The organism is Rhizobium sp. YJ-22, assembly GCF_029601685.1.
Taxonomy (GTDB): domain Bacteria; phylum Pseudomonadota; class Alphaproteobacteria; order Rhizobiales; family Rhizobiaceae; genus Metarhizobium.
Window position 1 is genome coordinate 221,917 of record NZ_JARRIR010000008.1, and the last position, 18,173, is coordinate 240,089.

Consider the following 18,173-nt stretch of genomic DNA (forward strand, 5'->3'; position numbering starts at 1 on the left):
AATGCATGAGGGTTCAATGCATCCGCTTCGCCAGGTAAAAGCTGGCGCAGACAAGAAGTATAAACCCGAACGGCAGATAAAGCCGCAGTCCCAGCACCAGAAACTGATAGGCAGCCGAGACGCTGGTGAACACGAACTGGAAAGCCCAGATGCGCGTCCCGAAAGGCGCATGCCATTGCGCGTAGAAGCTGCGATAATCCAGCGCGAAAAACCCGGCGGTGACGAGGACGGTCGCTACCGTCAGCGCCAGGAACATCGCCGCGAAACGGCGCTCGATCAGCCTGTGCCCCATGAACGGCCGGGCAAGCGGCAGGGCGACAATCCACGCGACGAGCCCGCCGGAGAAATAGAGGAAAAGCAGTTCAGAAAGATTCGAGGTTTCCAGCCGGAAGCGCAGGAAAAGCCCCGCCCAGGCCGAAAATGCCATGGCCGTGCCCCAGACGAGGGCGCCGACCATCCAAAGTCGCGTGGGAAAAGCGGGGCGTGTCGGAAGCGCGCAGAGCGGCTGTGGCTTCACCCGCGCCCTTCCTCGGCCTTGCGGCGCAGGCCGTCGATGGTCTTGCGGTAATCCTCGACGCCATCGCCCTTGAATACGGCGGAACCGGCGACGAAGACATTGGCCCCGGCGCGCCTCGCATCGGCGATCGTATCGACGGTGATGCCGCCATCGACCTGTAATTCGATCGGCCGGTCGCCGATCATCGCCTTGGCGGCGCGGATCTTGTCATACATGGCCGGAATGAATTTCTGGCCGCCAAAGCCCGGATTGACGCTCATGATCAGGATGAGGTCGACATCGTCGAGCACGTTTTCGATGACCGAAAGCGGCGTCGCCGGATTGAGCGTCACACCGACGCGCTTGCCGAGCGCACGGACGGTCTGCAGCGAGCGATGCAGATGGACGCCGGCCTCGGCATGGACCGTGATGCTGTCGCAGCCGGCCTTGGCAAAGGCCTCCAGATAGGGATCGGCCGGCGCGATCATCAGGTGGCAATCGAACATACGGTCGGAATAGGAGCGCAGCGCCTTGATGACGTCGGGGCCGAAGGAAATATTGGGCACGAAGTGGCCGTCCATCACATCGAGATGGATCCAGTCGGCGCCGGCCGCCGTCACATCGGCGACTTCCTGCCCCAGTCTGGCGAAATCGGCGGCGAGGATGGAAGGGGCGATGCGGATCGGCAGGGTCATGATGGTCTTTCCGGAAAGGCAGGGAAATGGAAGGATCGGCCGGGACCTGGCCCGGTCAATCGGTTTTCGGCGCCGGCGTGACGAAGCGGTCGCCGCGCCATTCCAGCACCTTGTAGGGATTTTCGGTCAGTTCGTGCCGGTCGGTGAACCGCACCGGCCCGACCGTGGTGTCGAATGCCTTCATGGTCAGCGCCTCGATCAACGGCCTGTTTTCGCCGGCGGCAAGGCCGAGCGCGGCATTTGCGATGGTCGCGGCGGCATAGCCGGGCATGACATAGCCTTCCGGCTCGACATTGGCGTTGCGGAATGCCTTGACCAGCTCGGTATTGCGCGGATCGGCCGACCAGTCGGGCAGGGTGACGGCGCGCACGCCATCCGCCAGTGGCAACGGCTGGTTGGCGGCATTCATGGCATCGCCGCCGAGCAGGTCGAGGTCGATGCCTTCCGCCCTGGCATCGCGTGCGATGATCGCCACGTCCGAACGGTCGCCGCCGACGAAGACGCGGGTCACGCCGGCCTTGGACAAGCGCCGCACCAGCCCGATCTGCTGTTCCTGTCCCGGCCGGTAGGTATCGATGAAGGCCGGCTTCAGTCCTTTATCCTCCAGCGCGTTGCGGATCGCCTCCGTCAATTCGCGCCCATGGATGGTGCCGTCTTCGATCAGGCCGAGCGGCTGCCCGGACCATTCGCTGAGGATGAAATCGATGATGCGCGCCGCTTCCGCATTGTCCGACGGCGCCAGCCGAAACAGCGGCCAGCCGTTCTTCAGGGCATCCTCCATCAGGATGGTGGCGCGCACGGACACGGTGATCGCCGGCACGCCGGCTTCCTTCAAGGCAGGAAGCGTCGCCTCCAGCGTCTCGCTGCACAGGAAACCGATGGCGACAGCGGCCTTTGCCTGAGCAATCTGGGCCTGCACTGCGGCATTGTCGCCTTCGGCAGAGCAGGGCTCGTTGACGATGATAGGCGTGTTGCCATCGGCATTGATCTTCGCCACCGCCCCCTCGCGGATCTGCTGGCCGAGCGCGGCGAACGGCCCGTCCGTCGGCGCGACCACGGCAATCGGCACGCCGGCCGCATCGGCTGCGGCGACACAGGTCAGGGCAAAGGCAAGGGTCAGCGGCAAGCGCAGCGTCGCAGACATGACGTTCCAGCAAGGCTCCGGCAATTGATCTCGTCCCGTCCCTTATTGTCCGCAAGCGCCTTCCCGTCAAAGGAAAACCGGGCCGGGCGACGGTGAAACTTCGCCTTGCCCTCGAAAAACAGATGCAACGAATCCATATTTTGGGCAGAACACGGCTTACGTGCCCTCATGGGCCAAGGAGACGAAACGTTTTGGATCATCTCATGTCAAAGATGGCGGTCGTGGAGCCGGTGGTTTATCGTGAAGCCATGAGCCGTTATGCCGGCCACGTCCAGATCGTCACCACGGCGCTGGACGGTGTACGCCGGGGCGTGACGATCACCGCCGCCTGCTCGGTCTCCGACAATCCGGCCATGGTGCTCGTCTGCCTCAACAACGGCAATCCCAACAATCGCATCTTCTTCGAAGCCGGCCGTTTCGCGCTGAATACGCTGGCGCATGACCAGATGGCGCTGGCGGACGCCTTCTCCGGCCGTCTGGCGTTGGAGAGCGAGGCCCGCTTTGCGCTTGGCCAATGGCTGGAACTGGCCACCGGCGCGCCGGTGCTCGAAAACGCGCTCGCCGCCTTCGATTGCCGCACTGTCGATGTGAAGGTGACGCAGACGCATACCGTGCTGTTCGGGGCCGTCGAGGCCATCCATTTCGGCGACAGACGGGAATCGCTCATCTATCTGGACCGCGCCTATCACGCGTTATAAGCTCTCCTTCCTGTTGGAGGAGCCATGTCCGATCATCCTATGCCGGCCTCTATCGACGAGACGATCACGCTGCTCGGCGATCACGATTACATCGCCGGCCGCGCGCTGGCGACGGTGCTGTTCCTGGCGCTGAAGATGAAGCGGCCGCTGTTCCTCGAAGGCGAGGCCGGCGTCGGCAAGACAGAGATTGCCAAGGTTCTGTCGAAGGCGCTCGCCCGCCCGCTCATCCGCCTGCAATGCTACGAAGGGCTGGACGTCGCCTCCGCCGTCTACGAATGGAACTATCCGGCTCAGATGCTGGAGATCCGCCTTTCCGAAGCCGCCGGCACCACCGACCGCACCCGCATCGAATCCGACATTTTTTCGCAACGCTACCTCATCCGCCGTCCCGTGCTGCAAGCCATGGCGCAGGAGGGAGCGCGCGCGCCCGTCTTCCTCATCGACGAGTTGGACCGCACGGACGAGGCTTTCGAAGCCTTCCTGCTCGAAGTGCTCTCCGATTTTCAGGTGACGATCCCCGAACTCGGGACAATCCGCGCCAGCGAGCCGCCGATCGTCATCATCACCACCAATCGTACCCGCGAAATCCATGACGCGCTGAAGCGCCGCTGCCTCTATCACTGGCTCGATTATCCCGACGCCGCGCAGGAGCTGTCGATCATCCGCCGCAAGGTGCCGGGCTGCAACGAAGACCTGTCGCGGCAGATCGTCGCCTACGTCCAGAAGCTGCGCACCCTCGACCTGTTCAAGAACCCCGGCGTTGCCGAGACCATCGACTGGGCGACGGCGCTGACCGAACTCGACCGTCTGGCCCTCGACCCGGAAACCATCTCCGATACGCTCGGCGCCCTGCTCAAATATCAGGACGACATCGCCCGCATCCAGGGTGGCGAGGGCGCCAAGGCTTTGGCCGAGGTGAAGGCTGAGCTGCTTGTCGCGGGATGAGCCGGCCATGAGCGTCGAGGTATCGAGCGATGGCATGATCCTGCCGGCCTTGCCGCCAGGCGACGGGCGGCTGGCCGACAACATCGCCTTTTTCGGCCGCGCCTTGCGCAAGGCCGGGCTGAAGATCGGGCCAGGGGCGATTGCCGATGCGGTCCTCGCCGTCGACGCCATCGGCATCGGCTCGCGCGAAGAGTTTCGCGCAGCACTTGCCGCCGTTTTCGTCAAGCGGCAGGAGGATCTGGCGGTGTTCGACGAGGCTTTCCGCCTGTTCTGGCGCTCACGCAATCTGGTCGAGAAGATGATCGCGATGATGTCGCCGGTGGTGCGCGATACCAGCGAGCGCGAGCGTGTCAAACCCGGTTCCGCCCGCGTCTCCGACGCCCTGTTCGCCGAGCGCGAAAAACAGGCGCCGGTGCGCGAGGAGCCGGATATCGAGGTCGATGCCCGCTTCACTGCCTCGCAGCGGGAGATCTTTCGCCGCATGGATTTCGCCCAGATGTCCGCCGCCGAGATCGCCGCAGCCAAGCTGGAACTGTCGCGGCTGACGCTACCCTTCGACGAGGTGGCAACCCGGCGTTTCGAGCGCTCCGCCCGCCACCGCCAGTTCGATCCGCGTGCGACGATGCGGGCCAGCCTGCGCTCCGGCGGCGGGCTGGTGCTGCCGCGTTATCGACAGCCGAAGTTTATCCATCCGCCGCTGGTGATTCTGGCCGATATCTCCGGCTCGATGAGCCAGTACACCCGTATCTTCCTGCATTTCATGCATGTGCTGACTGAAAAGCGCCGGCGGGTGCATACCTTCCTGTTCGGCACGCAGCTCACCAACGTCACCCGCCAGCTTCGCCACAAGGATCCCGACGAGGCGTTCGAGGATTGTGCGCGAAAAGTGCGCGACTGGTCCGGCGGCACGCGCATCGGCGAGACGCTGCACGAGTTCAACCGCTTGTGGTCGCGCCGGGTGCTTGGGCAGGGCGCGGTGGTGCTGCTGATCACCGACGGGTTGGAGCGGGACGGCACCGAACAGCTCGAAACCGAGATGGACCGGCTGCACCGCTCCTGCCGGCGGCTGATCTGGCTCAATCCGCTGCTGCGCTTCGATGGCTTCGAGGCGCGGGCGCGCGGCGTGCGTGCGATGCTGCCCCATGTGGACGAATTCCGTTCGGTGCACAATCTTATATCGCTCAGCGATCTCGCCCAGGCGCTGAGTGGCACGCGCAGTCGGGATGCCGATCCGCGCCGCTTTCTCGAACGATGAAGGGGATGAGCATGGACGAACTGGCCAGAACCGACCCGTTGACAGTCGCCGAACGCTGGAAAGGCGAGGGCCGGCCGGTGGCCATCGCCACCGTCATCGAAACATGGGGTTCGGCCCCGCGCCCGGTCGGTAGCCATCTGGTGGTCGATGCGGAGGGCAATTTTCATGGCTCCGTCTCAGGCGGCTGCGTCGAGGGCGCCGTCATCACCGAAGCGCTCGATATCATCGGTAGCGGCAGCCCGCGCATCCTCGAATTCGGCGTCGCCGACGAGACCGCCTGGCGCGTCGGCCTGTCCTGCGGCGGTCGCATCCGCGTGTTTGTCGAAAGGCTGGATTGATGCGCCTCGACCATCTGAAAATCCTCAACGCCGCCCGCGCCGAGCGCCGCGCCATCGCCCTCGTCTCCGATCTGGCGGATGGAACCGACCGACTGTTTACCGAGCGTGATGCGGTGGAAGGCGCGCTGGGCGATGCCATGCGCGCCGCCTTCCTCTCCGGCAAATCCGCCGCCGTGGACGCCGATGGCCGCAGTCTCTTCATCAACGTCCATGTGCCGCCGCCGCGCATCGTGGTGATCGGCGCGGTGCATATCAGCCAATCGCTGGCGGTGATGGCCAAGCTCGCCGGCTTCGATCTCACGATCATCGATCCCCGCACCGCTTTTGCCACGCCGGAACGTTTTGCCGATGTCAACCTGATCGCCGAATGGCCCACGGATGCGCTGAAGGACTGTCCGCTCGACGCCTTCACAGCGCTGGTCGCCGTCACCCATGATCCGAAGATCGACGACATGCCGCTTTCCGAAGCCCTGAAAACAGGCTGTTTCTACGTCGGAGCGCTCGGCAACCGGAAAACCCATGCCAAACGGCTGGAACGCCTTGGCGCCGAAGGGTTTTCGCAAGGTCAACTCGCCCGCATCTCTGCCCCCATCGGCCTCGATATCGGCGCGGCGACGCCGGCGGAAATCGCCGTCGCCATCCTCGCCGAAATCATCCAGTCCCTGCGCCGCCGCGCGTTGGATCGGAGCACCGCCGCATGAAATACGGCTCTATCGATGTCGAGAACGCCGAAGGCGCCATCCTCGGCCATTCCGTTGCGCTGAGCGAAGGGCGACTGTCGAAGGGCCATATGCTCAGCGCCGGCGATCTCGAAAGGCTGCGCGCCGCGAACATAGGTTCGGTCCTCGCCGTGCGGCTGCAGCCCGGCGACCTGCGCGAGGACGATGCCGCCCGCCACCTTGCCACAGCCATTGCCCCGGATCACCTGCGCGTCACCGAGGCGACCACCGGCCGCGTCAACGTCCATGCCAGCGTCAACGGCCTGTTCGTCGCCGACAAAGATGTGGTCGATCGCTTCAACCGCATCGATCCGGCAATCACGCTCGCCTGTCTGGCCGATCATGTCCCGGTACGAACAGGGGAAATGGTGGCGACCATCAAGATCATTCCGCTGGCGGTTTCCGCCACTGCCGTCGCGGCTGCGCGACAGGAGATCGAAGCGGCCAGGCCCTTCGAGGTGAAGCCGTTTTCACCGCGCGAGGTGATACTGATTGCGACCACCCTGCCATCTCTAAAGCCCTCGGTCATGGATAAGACGCGCCGCGTTCTCGCCGAGCGCCTATCCCTGTCGCAAAGCCGCATCGTCTCGGAAATCCGTACGCCGCATCGGCCCGACGATGTTAAGGAAGCGATCGCCAAAGCCTTGCAGGCCAAGCAAGGCGATGCGCCGATGCTGCTGATCTTCGGCGCCTCCGCCATGGCCGATTTCGACGACGTCATTCCTGCCGCCATCCGCGCCGCCGGCGGAAGGGTCGAACATGCGGGCATGCCCGTCGATCCCGGCAACCTGCTGGTGCTCGGTTGGATCGGCGACGTGCCGGTCATCGGCGCGCCTGGCTGCGCGCGCTCGCCTAAGGAAAACGGCTTTGATTGGATCCTCAATCGCATCCTCGCCGGAGAAACACCGACATCTCGCGATATCACAGGCATGGGCGTCGGCGGACTGCTGATGGAAATCCCGACCCGGCCGCAGCCGCGCGAAAACGCCCAGCACGATCCCGCCGAAATCGACATCGGCATCGTCCTGCTTGCTGCCGGTCGCGCCAGCCGCATGGGCGCCGATGGCCCTCACAAACTGCTTGCGGAATTTGCCGGTCGGCCGCTGGTGCGGCGCGTGGCGGAAACAGCGCTTGCCGCCCGCCCGGCGCAACTCGTCACTGTCACTGGCCATCGCGCGGCGGAGATCGAGGCGGCGCTGAATGGGCTTGCGCTCCAAACCGTCCATAACCCGGCTTTCGCCGGCGGCATGGCGAGTTCGCTGGTTGCAGGTCTTGCTGCCGAGGGCATGATGGAGCATGACGGGCTGATGGTGCTGCTCGCCGACATGCCCGGCGTCACCGCCGATGATCTGACGACGTTGGCAGAGGCCTTTCGCGCCGCGCAGGGCCAGGCCATCGTCCGCGCCGTGTCCAACGGCAAGCGCGGCAATCCAGTCATCCTGCCGCGCGCCACTTATTCGGCAATCCTGAAATTGCAGGGCGATATCGGCGCCCGTCATATCATCGAAACCAGCGGCCTCGCGGTCATCGATATCGAGATCGGCGCGGCGGCGCATCTGGATGTGGATACGCCCGAAGCCGTCATCGCCGCCGGCGGCATTCTGAAAGGTTAGGCATGGACAGGGACGCCATCGAGGAGATGTTCCAGGCGCTCGGCGAAATCACCATCCGCCGCATGTTCGGCGGCAAGGGCATCTACCACCTCGGTCGCATCGTCGCCATCGAGTTGCGCGGCGAAATCATGCTCAAGGGCGATGCCGAGACGGCGGAAGCGGTGGAGGAGGCCGGCGGCCGGCGCTGGACCTATGACGGCCGCAAAGGCAAACCGGTCGCCATGCCCTACTGGACGATCCCGGATGGCGCTTATGACGATCCGGACGAGATGGCCAAATGGGTGCGGCTGGCCTACGAAGCAACGCTGAGGGCGGGCTGATAGAGCGGCAGCTGTAGAGATCGAAATCCACGATCAGTCCGTCTTGCCCAGGCTTGTCCGAGCATCCAGTCACGCTCGAAATAGCCATTGACATCAACAGCCTGGTAGATGCGGACACATCCTCGGGACAAACCCGAGGATGACGATTTTGGGCTCTAGGCGAGATCGGCCGCAAGGTGCTCGACAGCCTTCGCAGCAAAGCGCGACAAAGGCTCCGGCAGGCTGTCGAGATCGAACCATCCGAATTCGGTGAGCTTATCGGGTTCGGTAAGGCGCGGCTTGCCGGAAAAATCGCTGGTCGCGTAGATCAGCGAAATCCAGTGATGGCCGTCGAACGGTGTAACGACCTCGGCATTGCAGAGGAAATCGACGCGGCCGAATGTCAGGCCGGTTTCTTCTTCAGCCTCGCGGCGGGCAGCGTCAATGGCGGCCTCGCCATGGTCGATCTTACCGCCGACAATGTTCCAGTAACCGGCTTCCGGCGCCTTGACGCGCCGGTAGAGCAGAAGCTTTCGATCACGGAAAACAGCGAGGCCAACGCCGACGCCGGGAAAATCGATTCCGGGGACGGACATTGGCCTGCACTCGCTTTTCTGGAAATGACCTCAGGCCTTGGCGTTGGCCACGATCAGCATGAAAGCGGGGATGTCGTCGCCGAAGCCGACCGGAGTCGGGCCGTCGTCCTGGTCGCGATAGCGGTTTCGGCGGTCGCGGTTGTCGTCATTGGCCGGGTAGGGCCGCGCGTGACGCGGGCTATTGCTATGCTTGTTGTCCGCTTTGCGCTCTGTCTTCACGCTCTCGACCTTCTTCTCTGCCTTCACGACGTCATCCGTTTCAACCGTATCATCGTTGTTTTTGATGTCGGATTTATGATTGCCGCGTCCGCGACGGCCGCGATCACGATCCCGGTCGCGTTCCTTGTCCTTCTTGCGGCCGCGGCCGCTGTCGTGGCTTTCCATCGGCGCCGGAAGGGCGGAGAGATCGCCGTTGAGCCATTCGATCTGCTGACCGATCAGTTTCTCGATGGCGTCCAGATATTTGGTGTCGCTTTTGGTCACCAGCGTGAAAGCGCGGCCAGAACGGCCGGCGCGTCCGGTGCGGCCAATGCGGTGGACATAGTCCTCGGCGTGGATCGGCACATCGAAATTGAAGACGTGACCGACATCTGGCAGGTCGAGACCGCGCGCGGCGACGTCGGAGGCGACCAGAAGCTGGATATTGCCGTCGCGGAAGTTCTGCAGCATCGTCGTGCGCGAACGCTGGTCCATATCGCCATGCAGTGCTCCGACGGAGAAGCCATGGCGCTCGAGCGAGCGGAACAGATCGGCGACATCGCGCTTGCGATTGCAGAAGATGATCGCGTTCTTGAGGTCGTCCTGCGCGCGGATGAGATCGCGCAGCACGGCGCGTTTCTCATAATCCTTGTTGTGGGAAGCGACGAGGCGCTGCGTGACGGTCGCAGCGGTGGAGGAGGGCTTGGCCACCTCGATGCGCTCCGGATTCTGCAGGAACCGGTCGGCCAGCTTCTGGATTTCCGGCGGCATGGTGGCCGAGAAGAACAGCGTCTGGCGGGTGAACGGAATCATCTTGGCGATGCGCTCGATATCGGGAATGAACCCCATGTCGAGCATCCGGTCGGCCTCGTCGATGACGAGAATTTCGACACCGGTCATCAGCAGCTTGCCGCGCTCGCAATGATCGAGCAGGCGGCCGGGGGTGCAGATCAGCACGTCGGCGCCGCGTTCCAGCTTGCGATCCTGCTCGTCAAAGGACACGCCGCCGATCAGCAGAGCGACGTTCAGCTTGTGATTCTTGCCGTACTTCTCGAAGTTTTCCGCCACCTGGGCGGCCAGCTCACGGGTCGGCTCCAGAATGAGCGTGCGCGGCATGCGCGCGCGGGCACGGCCCTTTTCCAGAAGCGTCAGCATCGGCAGCACGAAGGACGCCGTCTTGCCGGTGCCCGTCTGCGCGATGCCGCAGATGTCACGCCGCTGCAGGGCGTGTGGAATCGCCCCCATCTGGATGGGAGTGGGCGTGGTGTATCCGGCGTCGGTGACAGCGGAAAGGACTTTCTGGCTCAAGCCAAGATCAGCAAAACTGGTCAAAGGGGATTCTGTATCCGGTCAGTTGGGAACAACTTGGTGGAATCGTCACGATTTCCATGCATTTGCTGGGCGGCATAGTCCCAAAATGCCGGCAAGTCAAGGAAAGCAGCCGATTTGGCGGCTCCCAGGGTTAAAGGCGAGGGTAAACGCGCCGTTTTGACTGGATCGAAACGAAACAGGGGTGAAAAACCGTTCTGACACGGGGCGAAACGCCGCCGCCGAAAACGTCTCACAAATAGGCAAGCAGCCGCCGGCCGGCATTGAGGAAGGCCATGGGATCGAGCGCCTGGCCGTTGCGGCGCACCTCGTAATGAAGATGCGTGCCGGTGGAGCGGCCCGTGCTGCCGGCGAGCCCGACGACATCGCCCGGATCGACCTTGTCGCCGACCTTGACGAGGATGCGCTGCATATGGCCGTAGCGGGTCGCAAGCCCGTTGCCGTGATCGACTTCGACCATGTTGCCGTAGCCGCCGGAGGGGCCGGCGACGGTCACCACGCCGCCGCCGCTGCAATGCACGCGCTCGCCGCTTTCGAAGCGGAAATCGATGCCGGAATGCATGGCGAGCCGGCCGAGGAACGGGTCGGTTCGATTGCCGAAACGGCTGGTTATGATCTTCTGCGGCGCGGGATTGGCGAAAGGCAGAACCGTGGCGATGCCGCGCGCAGCATCGAGCCGCTTCAGGGCGACGTCGAGATCGTCGATCGACGCTTCGAATCGGTCGGTCGGCTGCGGCTCGATGAACGGGCCGCCAACGGCATCTTCCGTCTCCGTCGCCGTGGCCATCTGCGTCTTTTCCGCCGATTCGACGTTGACGCCGCTGCCACGCAGAATGTCCTCGATGGCGCCAGCCTTGTCGTCGGCCGCCGAGGTCAGTTGCTGCAATTGCGTCATCTGTTCGCGCTCAATGGTCTTCAAGGACAGGGTTACCTTGGAAAACATGCGGTCGGCGCGGTCGGCAACGGTTTCATCGGCCGGCGCATAGGCGAGGGCGGAGGGTTGCGCTTCGCCAGCCTTGCCGCCGGTCATCAGGCTTTCGATGGCTTTTATGCCGCCCTTAGCATCGGCCTTGCGTTCGGGATTGAAGGCAGGCACGGGAACGTCGGCGCCCTGCAGGCCCTGTTCCTCGGCCTTGTCAAGCAAGGTGCCGATTCGGCTGTGGCGCGAGGTCAGCGCCATCTGCTGCTCCATGAGTTTATCGACCTTTTCCTCCACCACCTGCTGGTCGAGAAGCTGGCGGGAGGTGACGCGGTCCACCTGGGCACGCAGCGCCGCAATCCGGTCCTCGTATTCATGCTGCATGCGCGCCTGGCGGGCCATGGTGGCGCCGATCAGGTCGTCTCGCAGCACCAGATAGGAGGTGGCAAGCAGATAGCCGATGGTAACGGCCCCGGCAACGCAGGCGCCGAGCGCGATCATCCACGGCCGCACGGTCATATGCCGCACCCGGTCGCCGCTGGCGAGGATGAGGATATGCTGCTCGGCGCGCTTTCCGAATACGCGATTGTCCGGCCGGTTGGTCACGGGGTGCTCTCCCACGGGCGGCGCCTGTTGCGCCGGTCGAGGACGATTACACACCGTTAAGGTTAACGAAGGGTTAAATTTGCTCTTGCGAGGCTGCTCTGGCTCAACTGCTGGTCGAAGTCAGCGCGCGGTAGAAAGTCGGCGTCAGCCCGGCCTCGGCACGGGCGATATCGTTGAACGGCGCCTTCAGCGAGCCGCGGAAATTGGCGCGCACAAGTTGCTGGAAGGCGGCGGCCGGATCCTTGCGTTCTCGCGCGCAGAGAAAACGGAACCACTTCGCCCCGACCGCCACATGGCCTTTTTCGTCGTTATAGATGACATCCAGAATCGCGGCGCTTTCCATGTCGCCGGTCTCGACCATCTTCGCCTGCAGCGAGGGCGTGACGTCGAGTCCGCGCGCTTCGAGGATCAGCGGCACGACGGCAAGCCTTGCGGTGAGATCGTTGCGGGTAGAATGGGCCGCCTGCCAGAGGCCGTCATGGGCCGGCAGGTCGCCATAATCCGCGCCGAGCTGGCGCAGCCGGTCGCGCACCATGCGGAAATGCTTGGCTTCCTCATAGGCCACCTGCATCCAGCCGTCGAAGAAGGACTGCGGCACGCGCTCGCTGGCGAAACGCGCGACGATATCCAACGCCAGATCGACGGCGTTCAGCTCGATATGAGCGATGGCGTGCAGCAGGGCGATGCGGCCCTTCAATGTGTGCAACGAGCGCTTTTCCATATGCCTGGGCGGCACGAGATCGGGCTTTTCCGGCCGGCCGGGACGCTCCGGCAGGGGCGGATCGAGCGGCGAGCGCAAGGACAGCCGCCGCTCGAACCAGCGCGTCGCGGTCTCCTGCGCCAGCTCGGTCTTGCTGTCCAGATCGGCGGCGAGGATCGCCAGCGTCGCGCCGCCGCGCAGCGAAGTCAGGCGCGGGGCCTCACTCATGCGGCAAGCTGCCGGATGGCGGCGAGCACCTCTTCGGCATGGCCCTTGACCTTCACCTTCGGCCAGATCTGCGCCACCTTGCCGTCCTTGTCGATCAGGAAGGTGCTGCGCACGACGCCCATATAGCTGCGGCCATACATGCTCTTTTCCTGCCAGACGCCGAAGGCCTCGATCGCTTGCCGCTCGACATCGGCAGCCAAGGGTATGGCAAGCGCATGCTTGCCGACGAACTTGTCATGGCTCTTTACCGAGTCGGGAGAAATGCCGATCACCACCGCGCCCGCCGCCTCGAAAGCGCTGGCAAGACCTGAAAAGTCTACCGCCTCGGTGGTGCAGCCCGACGTATCGTCCTTCGGATAGAAATAGACGACCACCGGCCGGCCGCGAAACTGCGAGAGCGAAATCGTGCCGCCGCCATCGCGGGGCAGGGTGAAATCCGGTGCTTGATCGCCGATCCGCAATTCCGCCATGGGGAAACCTTTCTTATGCCGATTTTTTGAAGGACGAATGCTGTGTTCCATATATAGTCACGCTCGCATCAGGCCAATCCGCCTGCCAGATTTATTCAGCACTTACGGGAGATCGTCATAGGCACGGCAGAACGCGGCAGGCAGATGTCCGGAAAGGAGGCCGGCGAATCGGCGCCGCCGGTTGAAATTCCGATGACGGAGGCGAAACCGCGCCCGGCGCGCAAGTCACGCCGGCGTTTTCCCGTGCTGCGGCGCCTCGGGCAGCTGTTCTCGGGGCTGGTGATGCTGGGGCTGCTGATCTTCGGCGGCGCGATCGCTGCCATCGAGACAGGCCTGTTCGATGCCATGCTCAACGAGCGTGCGCAAGCCGCGCTCAACGATGCGCTCGGGCCACGCTTCATGGCCAAGGTCGGCTCGACGGCGATTCGCCTGACGGCGGACGGAAAGCTGGCGCTGGAAGCCCGGCATGTGGACACCATCGACCTCGCCACCGGCCAGCACATGTCGCAAGCCGCCTCGATTCGCCTCGCGGTCGATCCGAAGGCATTGTTCTCAGGCGAAATCGCCGTCAACCACATCGAGGCCGACGACGTCGAGGTCGACGCGACGCTGCTGCCCTCCGGCAAGCCGCTCGATCTCAAGGCACTGCGCGTCGACCAGGTGCCCGCGGCTCTGGAAAGCCTGTTCCTGCAACTGGATACGCTGGGCGGCGTCGTCACGCGGGCTCATACCGACAGTGTCAGCATTTCCTCGATATCGCTCATCGTGCCGGCCGGCGGCGACGAGCCGCTGTCCATCGCGCTGCAGGAACTCGACCTGAAGCGCAATGCCGAAGGCAGCATCGCCCTTGACGGCAAGCTGACCATCGACGATGTCACCTCCATGATCTCGGGGCGACTGGAAACGCAAGACGGCATGACGCGCGGCTTCCAGGCAACGATCACTGAAGTGCCGCTCACCCGCTTCCTCCTCACCTACGACAGCGACGGCGATCCGCATATGGGGCTGGACGGCCGGGCGCGGCTGGATCTGTCAGCGACGCGTGCCGTCGAGGATACGCCGCCGGCGCTGTCGCTGAAGGCGAGTATCGACAACGCCACCTTCTATGCCGATTCCATCGACCAGAGCCTCGACAGGGCGGATATCAACGCTGTCTACGATTTCGCCAAGAATTCCATCGAAGTCCTGCCCTCGCGATTGCAGTTCGGTGGAACCGCCATTCCGTTCACCGCCGGGCTGATCGATCTCGACCGCCTCAACCCGCAGGCCGCGCAGGGATTCGGCATCGACCTGCTGGTCAACGACGGCGTCTCTGCTCCGGCCGGAACGGGTGTCGGTCCGCTCGCTTTCGGCGCCCGCGTCACCGGCCGCTACGTCACCGGCATCAAGGAAATCCAGCTCGAGCAAATGGCGGCCTCGACACCTATCGGCACTCTGGCCGGCTCGATGGTGATCCGCTTCAAGGGCGCCGGCTCGCCGGAAATCAGTTTTGGCGCGCAATCGCCGAAACTGCAGACCGAGGCGGTCAAGCAGATGTGGCCTTTCTGGATGGGTGCCAAGGCGCGCACCTGGGCGCTGGCCAATATCTATGGCGGCACGATCACCAATGCCGCGATCTCCGTCTTCATCCCGCAGGGGCGTTTCCCCAAGGGCGGCGGGCCGCTGCATCTCGACGAGAACGAGCTGAACATCGGCTTCGACATGAATGACGGCCGCGTCAACATCACCGGCGACATTCCGCCGCTGCGCGACGTCAACGGCCGCTTCGATCTGATCGGCCCGCATCTCAACGTGACGGTGGACAATGCCGAATCCTATTTTCCCTCGGGCAAATCGGTCAAGGTCCTGAGCGGTAGCCGCTTCTCCATCCCGCAGACCTACGACAAGCCGCTGATGGCCGAGGCCGAACTGTCGCTGGCAGCCGGAGCCGATGCGGCGACCGAGTTGGTGACCTTCAAGCCGATCGCCGTGCTCGACCGCACCGGCTTTCAACCCTCCGACTTTTCCGGCGACGTCAAGGCGACGGTGAAGGCCCGCTTCGGCATCATCCGCGACCAGAATCCGCCGCCCCCGGACTGGAAGGTGCATCTCGACCTCGACGACGTCGATCTCGGCAAGCCGGTCGAAGGCCGCAAGATCACCGGTCTGGAAGGCACGCTCGATCTCGATCCGCAGCGTGCCGTGCTGGAAGCGGACGGCAAGATCGATGCCGTACCGGCGTCGATCCATATGGTCGAGCCGATCGTCAAAGGCTCCGGGGTCAAGCGCGAGCAGCAGATTTCCGCCACCATCGGCGAGGACCAGGCGCGCAAGCTGACGCCCGGCCTCGACGATATCCTCAAAGGCACGACCAAGGTGGAGGTATCGCTGCTCGACGACGGTCGCCGCGCGGTCAAGGCCGATCTCACCCGCGCCACGCTATCGGTGCCGTGGATCGGCTGGACGAAAGGCAGCGGCATCCCGGCCAGCGCCGCCTTCCAGCTGAATTCCGGCGCCGGCGAACAGGTTTCCATCGACGATTTCGACATCAGCGGCGACGGCTTCGGCGTCAGCGGCAAGATGAGCTTCAACAAGACGGGCCTGACCTCGGCCGCCTTCGATCGCGTCAAGCTGGCGGCCGCTGACGACTATGCGCTCTCGGTCAAGCGCGGCAAGGGCGGCGCCTATGCGATCAACATTTCCGGCCGCTCGGCCGATATCCGCCCGGTTATCGCCCGGCTGCGCGCCGGCACCACCGGCGGCAAGGGCGACAAATCGGGCAGGAGCGGCGATCTCGGCAGCGCCAGCGTCCGCGCCGATCTCGACAATGTCATCGGCTACAACAACGAGAAGATCAGCGACGTCAAGCTGGACTATTCCGCCCGCGGCTCGAAGATCGGCGGCGTCAATTTCTCCGGCGTTACCGATAGCGGCCAGGCTGTCGTCAGCGAGCTTCTCGGCAACGGCGAGGGCAACACCGTCCGCCTGACCACCGGCGACGCCGGCTCGGTCGTGCGCTTCCTCGATCTTTACAAGCGCATGCAGGGCGGGCTTCTCAATCTGCAGATGCGCTCCTCGGCCGATGGCAGCGCCTGGGCCGGCAATATCGACCTGCGCAATTTCAGGCTGGCGAACGAAGAAAAGCTGCAATCCATCGTCTCGACTCCGGTCGGCAATGACGGGCGCAGCCTCAATCGGGCCGTGCGCAAGGATATCGATGTCAGCTCGGAAAAGTTTTCGCGCGGCTTTGCCAGGATCATCCTGCGCGGCGGCAGCATCGGTATCGAAAACGGCATCCTGCGCGGAACCCAGGTGGGCGCCACTTTCCAGGGTACTTTCCGTGACGCGCGCGGAAACATGGACATGACCGGCACCTTCATGCCGGCCTATGGACTCAACCGCCTGTTCGCCGAACTGCCGCTGGTCGGCGTCATCCTCGGCAACGGCCGCGACCGCGGCCTGCTCGGCATCACCTTCCGCCTGCAGGGCAGGTTCGACGAGCCGAAGCTGGCCATCAATCCGCTGTCGATCATTGCCCCCGGCGTTTTCCGTCAGATCTTCGAGTTTCAATAAAACAAACGAAAGCGCCCGCTTCCGGCCAGGGAAGCGGGCGTTTTCGTTGCGCAATGCCGACACTCAGGCCGGACGGACGAGGATATGCTTCTTCTTGCCGAGCGACAGCTTGATGACGCCGTCGCTGGTGATCTCGCTCGAGCCAATGAGTTGGCGCTCGTCGGAAACCGCCTTGTCGTTGATCTTCACAGCTCCGCCCTGCACATGCCGGCGGGCTTCGCCGTTGGAGGCGGCAAGGCCGGCGCGAACCATCAGGGCCAGCAGGCCGAGGCCGGCTTCCAGCTCTCCGGCCGGGATATCGACGCTTGGCAGGTTGTCCGAAAGCGCGCCTTCCTCGAAGGTCTTGCGGGCTGTCTCTTCCGCCTGCTCGGCGGCGGCGCGACCATGCAGGATGGCGGTGACTTCCGTCGCCAGGATCTTCTTCACGGCATTGATTTCCGAGCCGCCGGCAGCGGACAGCTTTGCGATCTCGGCCATCGGCAGCGTCGTATAGAGCTTCAGGAAGCGGCCGACATCGGCATCCTCTGTGTTGCGCCAGTATTGCCAGAAATCATACGCAGAAAGCATGTCGGCGTTCAGCCAGACGGCGCCGTTGACCGACTTGCCCATCTTGGCGCCCGATGCCGTGGTGAGCAGCGGCGAGGTCAGCGCGAAAAGCTGCGGCGTGCCCATGCGGTGGCCGAGGTCGATGCCGTTGACGATATTGCCCCACTGATCCGAACCGCCCATCTGCAGCCGGCAGCCATACCGCTTCGACAGTTCGACGAAGTCGTAGGCTTGCAGGATCATGTAGTTGAATTCGAGGAAGGACAGCGACTGCTCACGGTCGAGGCGCGTCTTGACGCTGTCGAAGGACAGCATGCGGTTGACCGAGAAGTGGCGACCGACATCGCGCAGGAATTCGAGATAGTTGAGACTGCGCAGCCATTCGGCATTGTTGATCATCAACGCATCCTTCGGCCCGTCGCCATATGCGAGGTAGCTCGAGAAGACGCGCTTGATCGAGGCGATATTGTCCTCGATGGTGTCGACGGTCATCAACTGGCGGGCATCGTCCTTGAAAGAGGGGTCGCCGACCATGCCCGTGCCGCCGCCCATCAGCGAGATCGGCCGATGGCCGGTCTGCTGCATCCAGTGCAGCATCATGATCTGGATCAGGCCACCGGCATGCAGGCTGGGCGCGGTGGGATCGAAGCCGATATAGGCCGTCACGGTTTCCTTGGCGAACAGATCATCCAGACCGGGTTCGTCCGAAATCTGGTGGATGAAGCCGCGCTCATCAAGGGTGTGAAGGAAATCGGATTTGAACTTCGACATGGCCTGTCTCTCTTTGCACGCTGCCGCGTATCGTTTTCGACATTTGAAAATCGTCG

General features: G+C 63.8%; 17 protein-coding genes. 8 read left to right on the plus strand and 9 right to left on the minus strand.

What is annotated here, in order from left to right:
• Positions 1-13 precede the first annotated feature (13 nt).
• From P7F60_RS19535 to P7F60_RS19545, 3 genes are read right to left on the minus strand one after another with little or no spacing between them, the layout of a single operon-like run.
• Positions 14-457, minus strand: coding sequence for a hypothetical protein (locus tag P7F60_RS19535; RefSeq protein WP_277919355.1), 444 nt, complete (start codon positions 455-457; stop codon positions 14-16).
• Positions 458-513: 56 nt separating this feature from the next.
• Positions 514-1,191: a ribulose-phosphate 3-epimerase gene (rpe, locus tag P7F60_RS19540; protein ID WP_277919356.1), complete on the minus strand. Its 678-nt coding sequence runs from the start codon at positions 1,189-1,191 to the stop codon at positions 514-516.
• A 55-nt stretch (positions 1,192-1,246) separates the two neighbouring features.
• On the minus strand, positions 1,247-2,335 hold the full coding sequence (locus P7F60_RS19545) for an ABC transporter substrate-binding protein (protein ID WP_277919357.1): 1,089 nt from the start codon (positions 2,333-2,335) through the stop codon (positions 1,247-1,249).
• Between the two features lie 203 nt (positions 2,336-2,538).
• Between P7F60_RS19545 and P7F60_RS19550 the strand changes: the two genes are divergently transcribed.
• The 7 genes from P7F60_RS19550 to P7F60_RS19580 are packed head-to-tail and all read left to right on the plus strand — an operon-like array spanning position 2,539 to position 8,223.
• Positions 2,539-3,033 (plus strand): flavin reductase family protein, encoded by a 495-nt coding sequence (locus P7F60_RS19550; protein WP_277919358.1) that lies wholly within the window; start codon positions 2,539-2,541, stop codon positions 3,031-3,033.
• A 24-nt stretch (positions 3,034-3,057) separates the two neighbouring features.
• Positions 3,058-3,978 (plus strand): MoxR family ATPase, encoded by a 921-nt coding sequence (locus P7F60_RS19555; RefSeq protein WP_277919359.1) that lies wholly within the window; start codon positions 3,058-3,060, stop codon positions 3,976-3,978.
• A gap of 7 nt (positions 3,979-3,985) precedes the next feature.
• The gene (locus P7F60_RS19560) at positions 3,986-5,233 is read left to right on the plus strand and encodes a VWA domain-containing protein (protein ID WP_277919360.1); all 1,248 of its coding nucleotides are present in this window, start codon (positions 3,986-3,988) and stop codon (positions 5,231-5,233) included.
• An 11-nt stretch (positions 5,234-5,244) separates the two neighbouring features.
• Positions 5,245-5,571 carry an XdhC family protein gene (locus P7F60_RS19565; protein WP_277919361.1) on the plus strand — a complete coding sequence of 109 codons (327 nt, stop codon included), beginning with the start codon at positions 5,245-5,247 and terminating at the stop codon, positions 5,569-5,571.
• Complete coding sequence (locus P7F60_RS19570) at positions 5,571-6,272, plus strand: XdhC family protein (protein ID WP_277919362.1); 702 nt, start codon at positions 5,571-5,573, stop codon at positions 6,270-6,272. The genes P7F60_RS19565 and P7F60_RS19570 overlap by 1 nt, the downstream gene beginning before the upstream one ends.
• The gene (locus tag P7F60_RS19575) at positions 6,269-7,903 is read left to right on the plus strand and encodes a molybdopterin-binding/glycosyltransferase family 2 protein (protein ID WP_277919363.1); all 1,635 of its coding nucleotides are present in this window, start codon (positions 6,269-6,271) and stop codon (positions 7,901-7,903) included. Before P7F60_RS19570 ends, P7F60_RS19575 begins: the two co-directional genes overlap by 4 nt.
• A 2-nt stretch (positions 7,904-7,905) precedes the next feature.
• Positions 7,906-8,223, plus strand: coding sequence for a TfoX/Sxy family protein (locus tag P7F60_RS19580; RefSeq protein ID WP_277919364.1), 318 nt, complete (start codon positions 7,906-7,908; stop codon positions 8,221-8,223).
• 155 nt (positions 8,224-8,378) lie between these two features.
• On the opposite strand, the gene P7F60_RS19585 is transcribed toward P7F60_RS19580, so the two are convergent.
• From P7F60_RS19585 to bcp, 5 genes are all read right to left on the minus strand, one after another.
• Entirely contained in the window at positions 8,379-8,798 is a 420-nt protein-coding gene (locus P7F60_RS19585; RefSeq protein ID WP_277919365.1) for an NUDIX domain-containing protein, read from the minus strand.
• Between the two features lie 30 nt (positions 8,799-8,828).
• The gene (locus P7F60_RS19590) at positions 8,829-10,328 is read right to left on the minus strand and encodes a DEAD/DEAH box helicase (protein ID WP_277919366.1); all 1,500 of its coding nucleotides are present in this window, start codon (positions 10,326-10,328) and stop codon (positions 8,829-8,831) included.
• A 229-nt stretch (positions 10,329-10,557) separates the two neighbouring features.
• Positions 10,558-11,850, minus strand: a complete 1,293-nt coding sequence (locus P7F60_RS19595) for a M23 family metallopeptidase (protein ID WP_277919367.1) — start codon at positions 11,848-11,850, stop codon at positions 10,558-10,560.
• 103 nt (positions 11,851-11,953) lie between these two features.
• The gene (locus tag P7F60_RS19600) at positions 11,954-12,778 is read right to left on the minus strand and encodes a ferritin-like domain-containing protein (RefSeq protein WP_277919368.1); all 825 of its coding nucleotides are present in this window, start codon (positions 12,776-12,778) and stop codon (positions 11,954-11,956) included.
• Positions 12,775-13,248, minus strand: a complete 474-nt coding sequence (bcp, locus tag P7F60_RS19605; RefSeq protein ID WP_277919369.1) for a thioredoxin-dependent thiol peroxidase — start codon at positions 13,246-13,248, stop codon at positions 12,775-12,777. Before bcp ends, P7F60_RS19600 begins: the two co-directional genes overlap by 4 nt.
• Before the next feature lie 192 nt (positions 13,249-13,440).
• Between bcp and P7F60_RS19610 the strand changes: the two genes are divergently transcribed.
• Positions 13,441-16,800 (plus strand): DUF3971 domain-containing protein, encoded by a 3,360-nt coding sequence (locus tag P7F60_RS19610; RefSeq protein ID WP_277919370.1) that lies wholly within the window; start codon positions 13,441-13,443, stop codon positions 16,798-16,800.
• A 63-nt stretch (positions 16,801-16,863) separates the two neighbouring features.
• On the opposite strand, the gene tyrS is transcribed toward P7F60_RS19610, so the two are convergent.
• A complete protein-coding gene (gene tyrS, locus P7F60_RS19615; protein WP_277919371.1) occupies positions 16,864-18,117 on the minus strand; it encodes a tyrosine--tRNA ligase in 1,254 nt (417 codons plus the stop codon).
• Positions 18,118-18,173 lie beyond the last annotated feature (56 nt).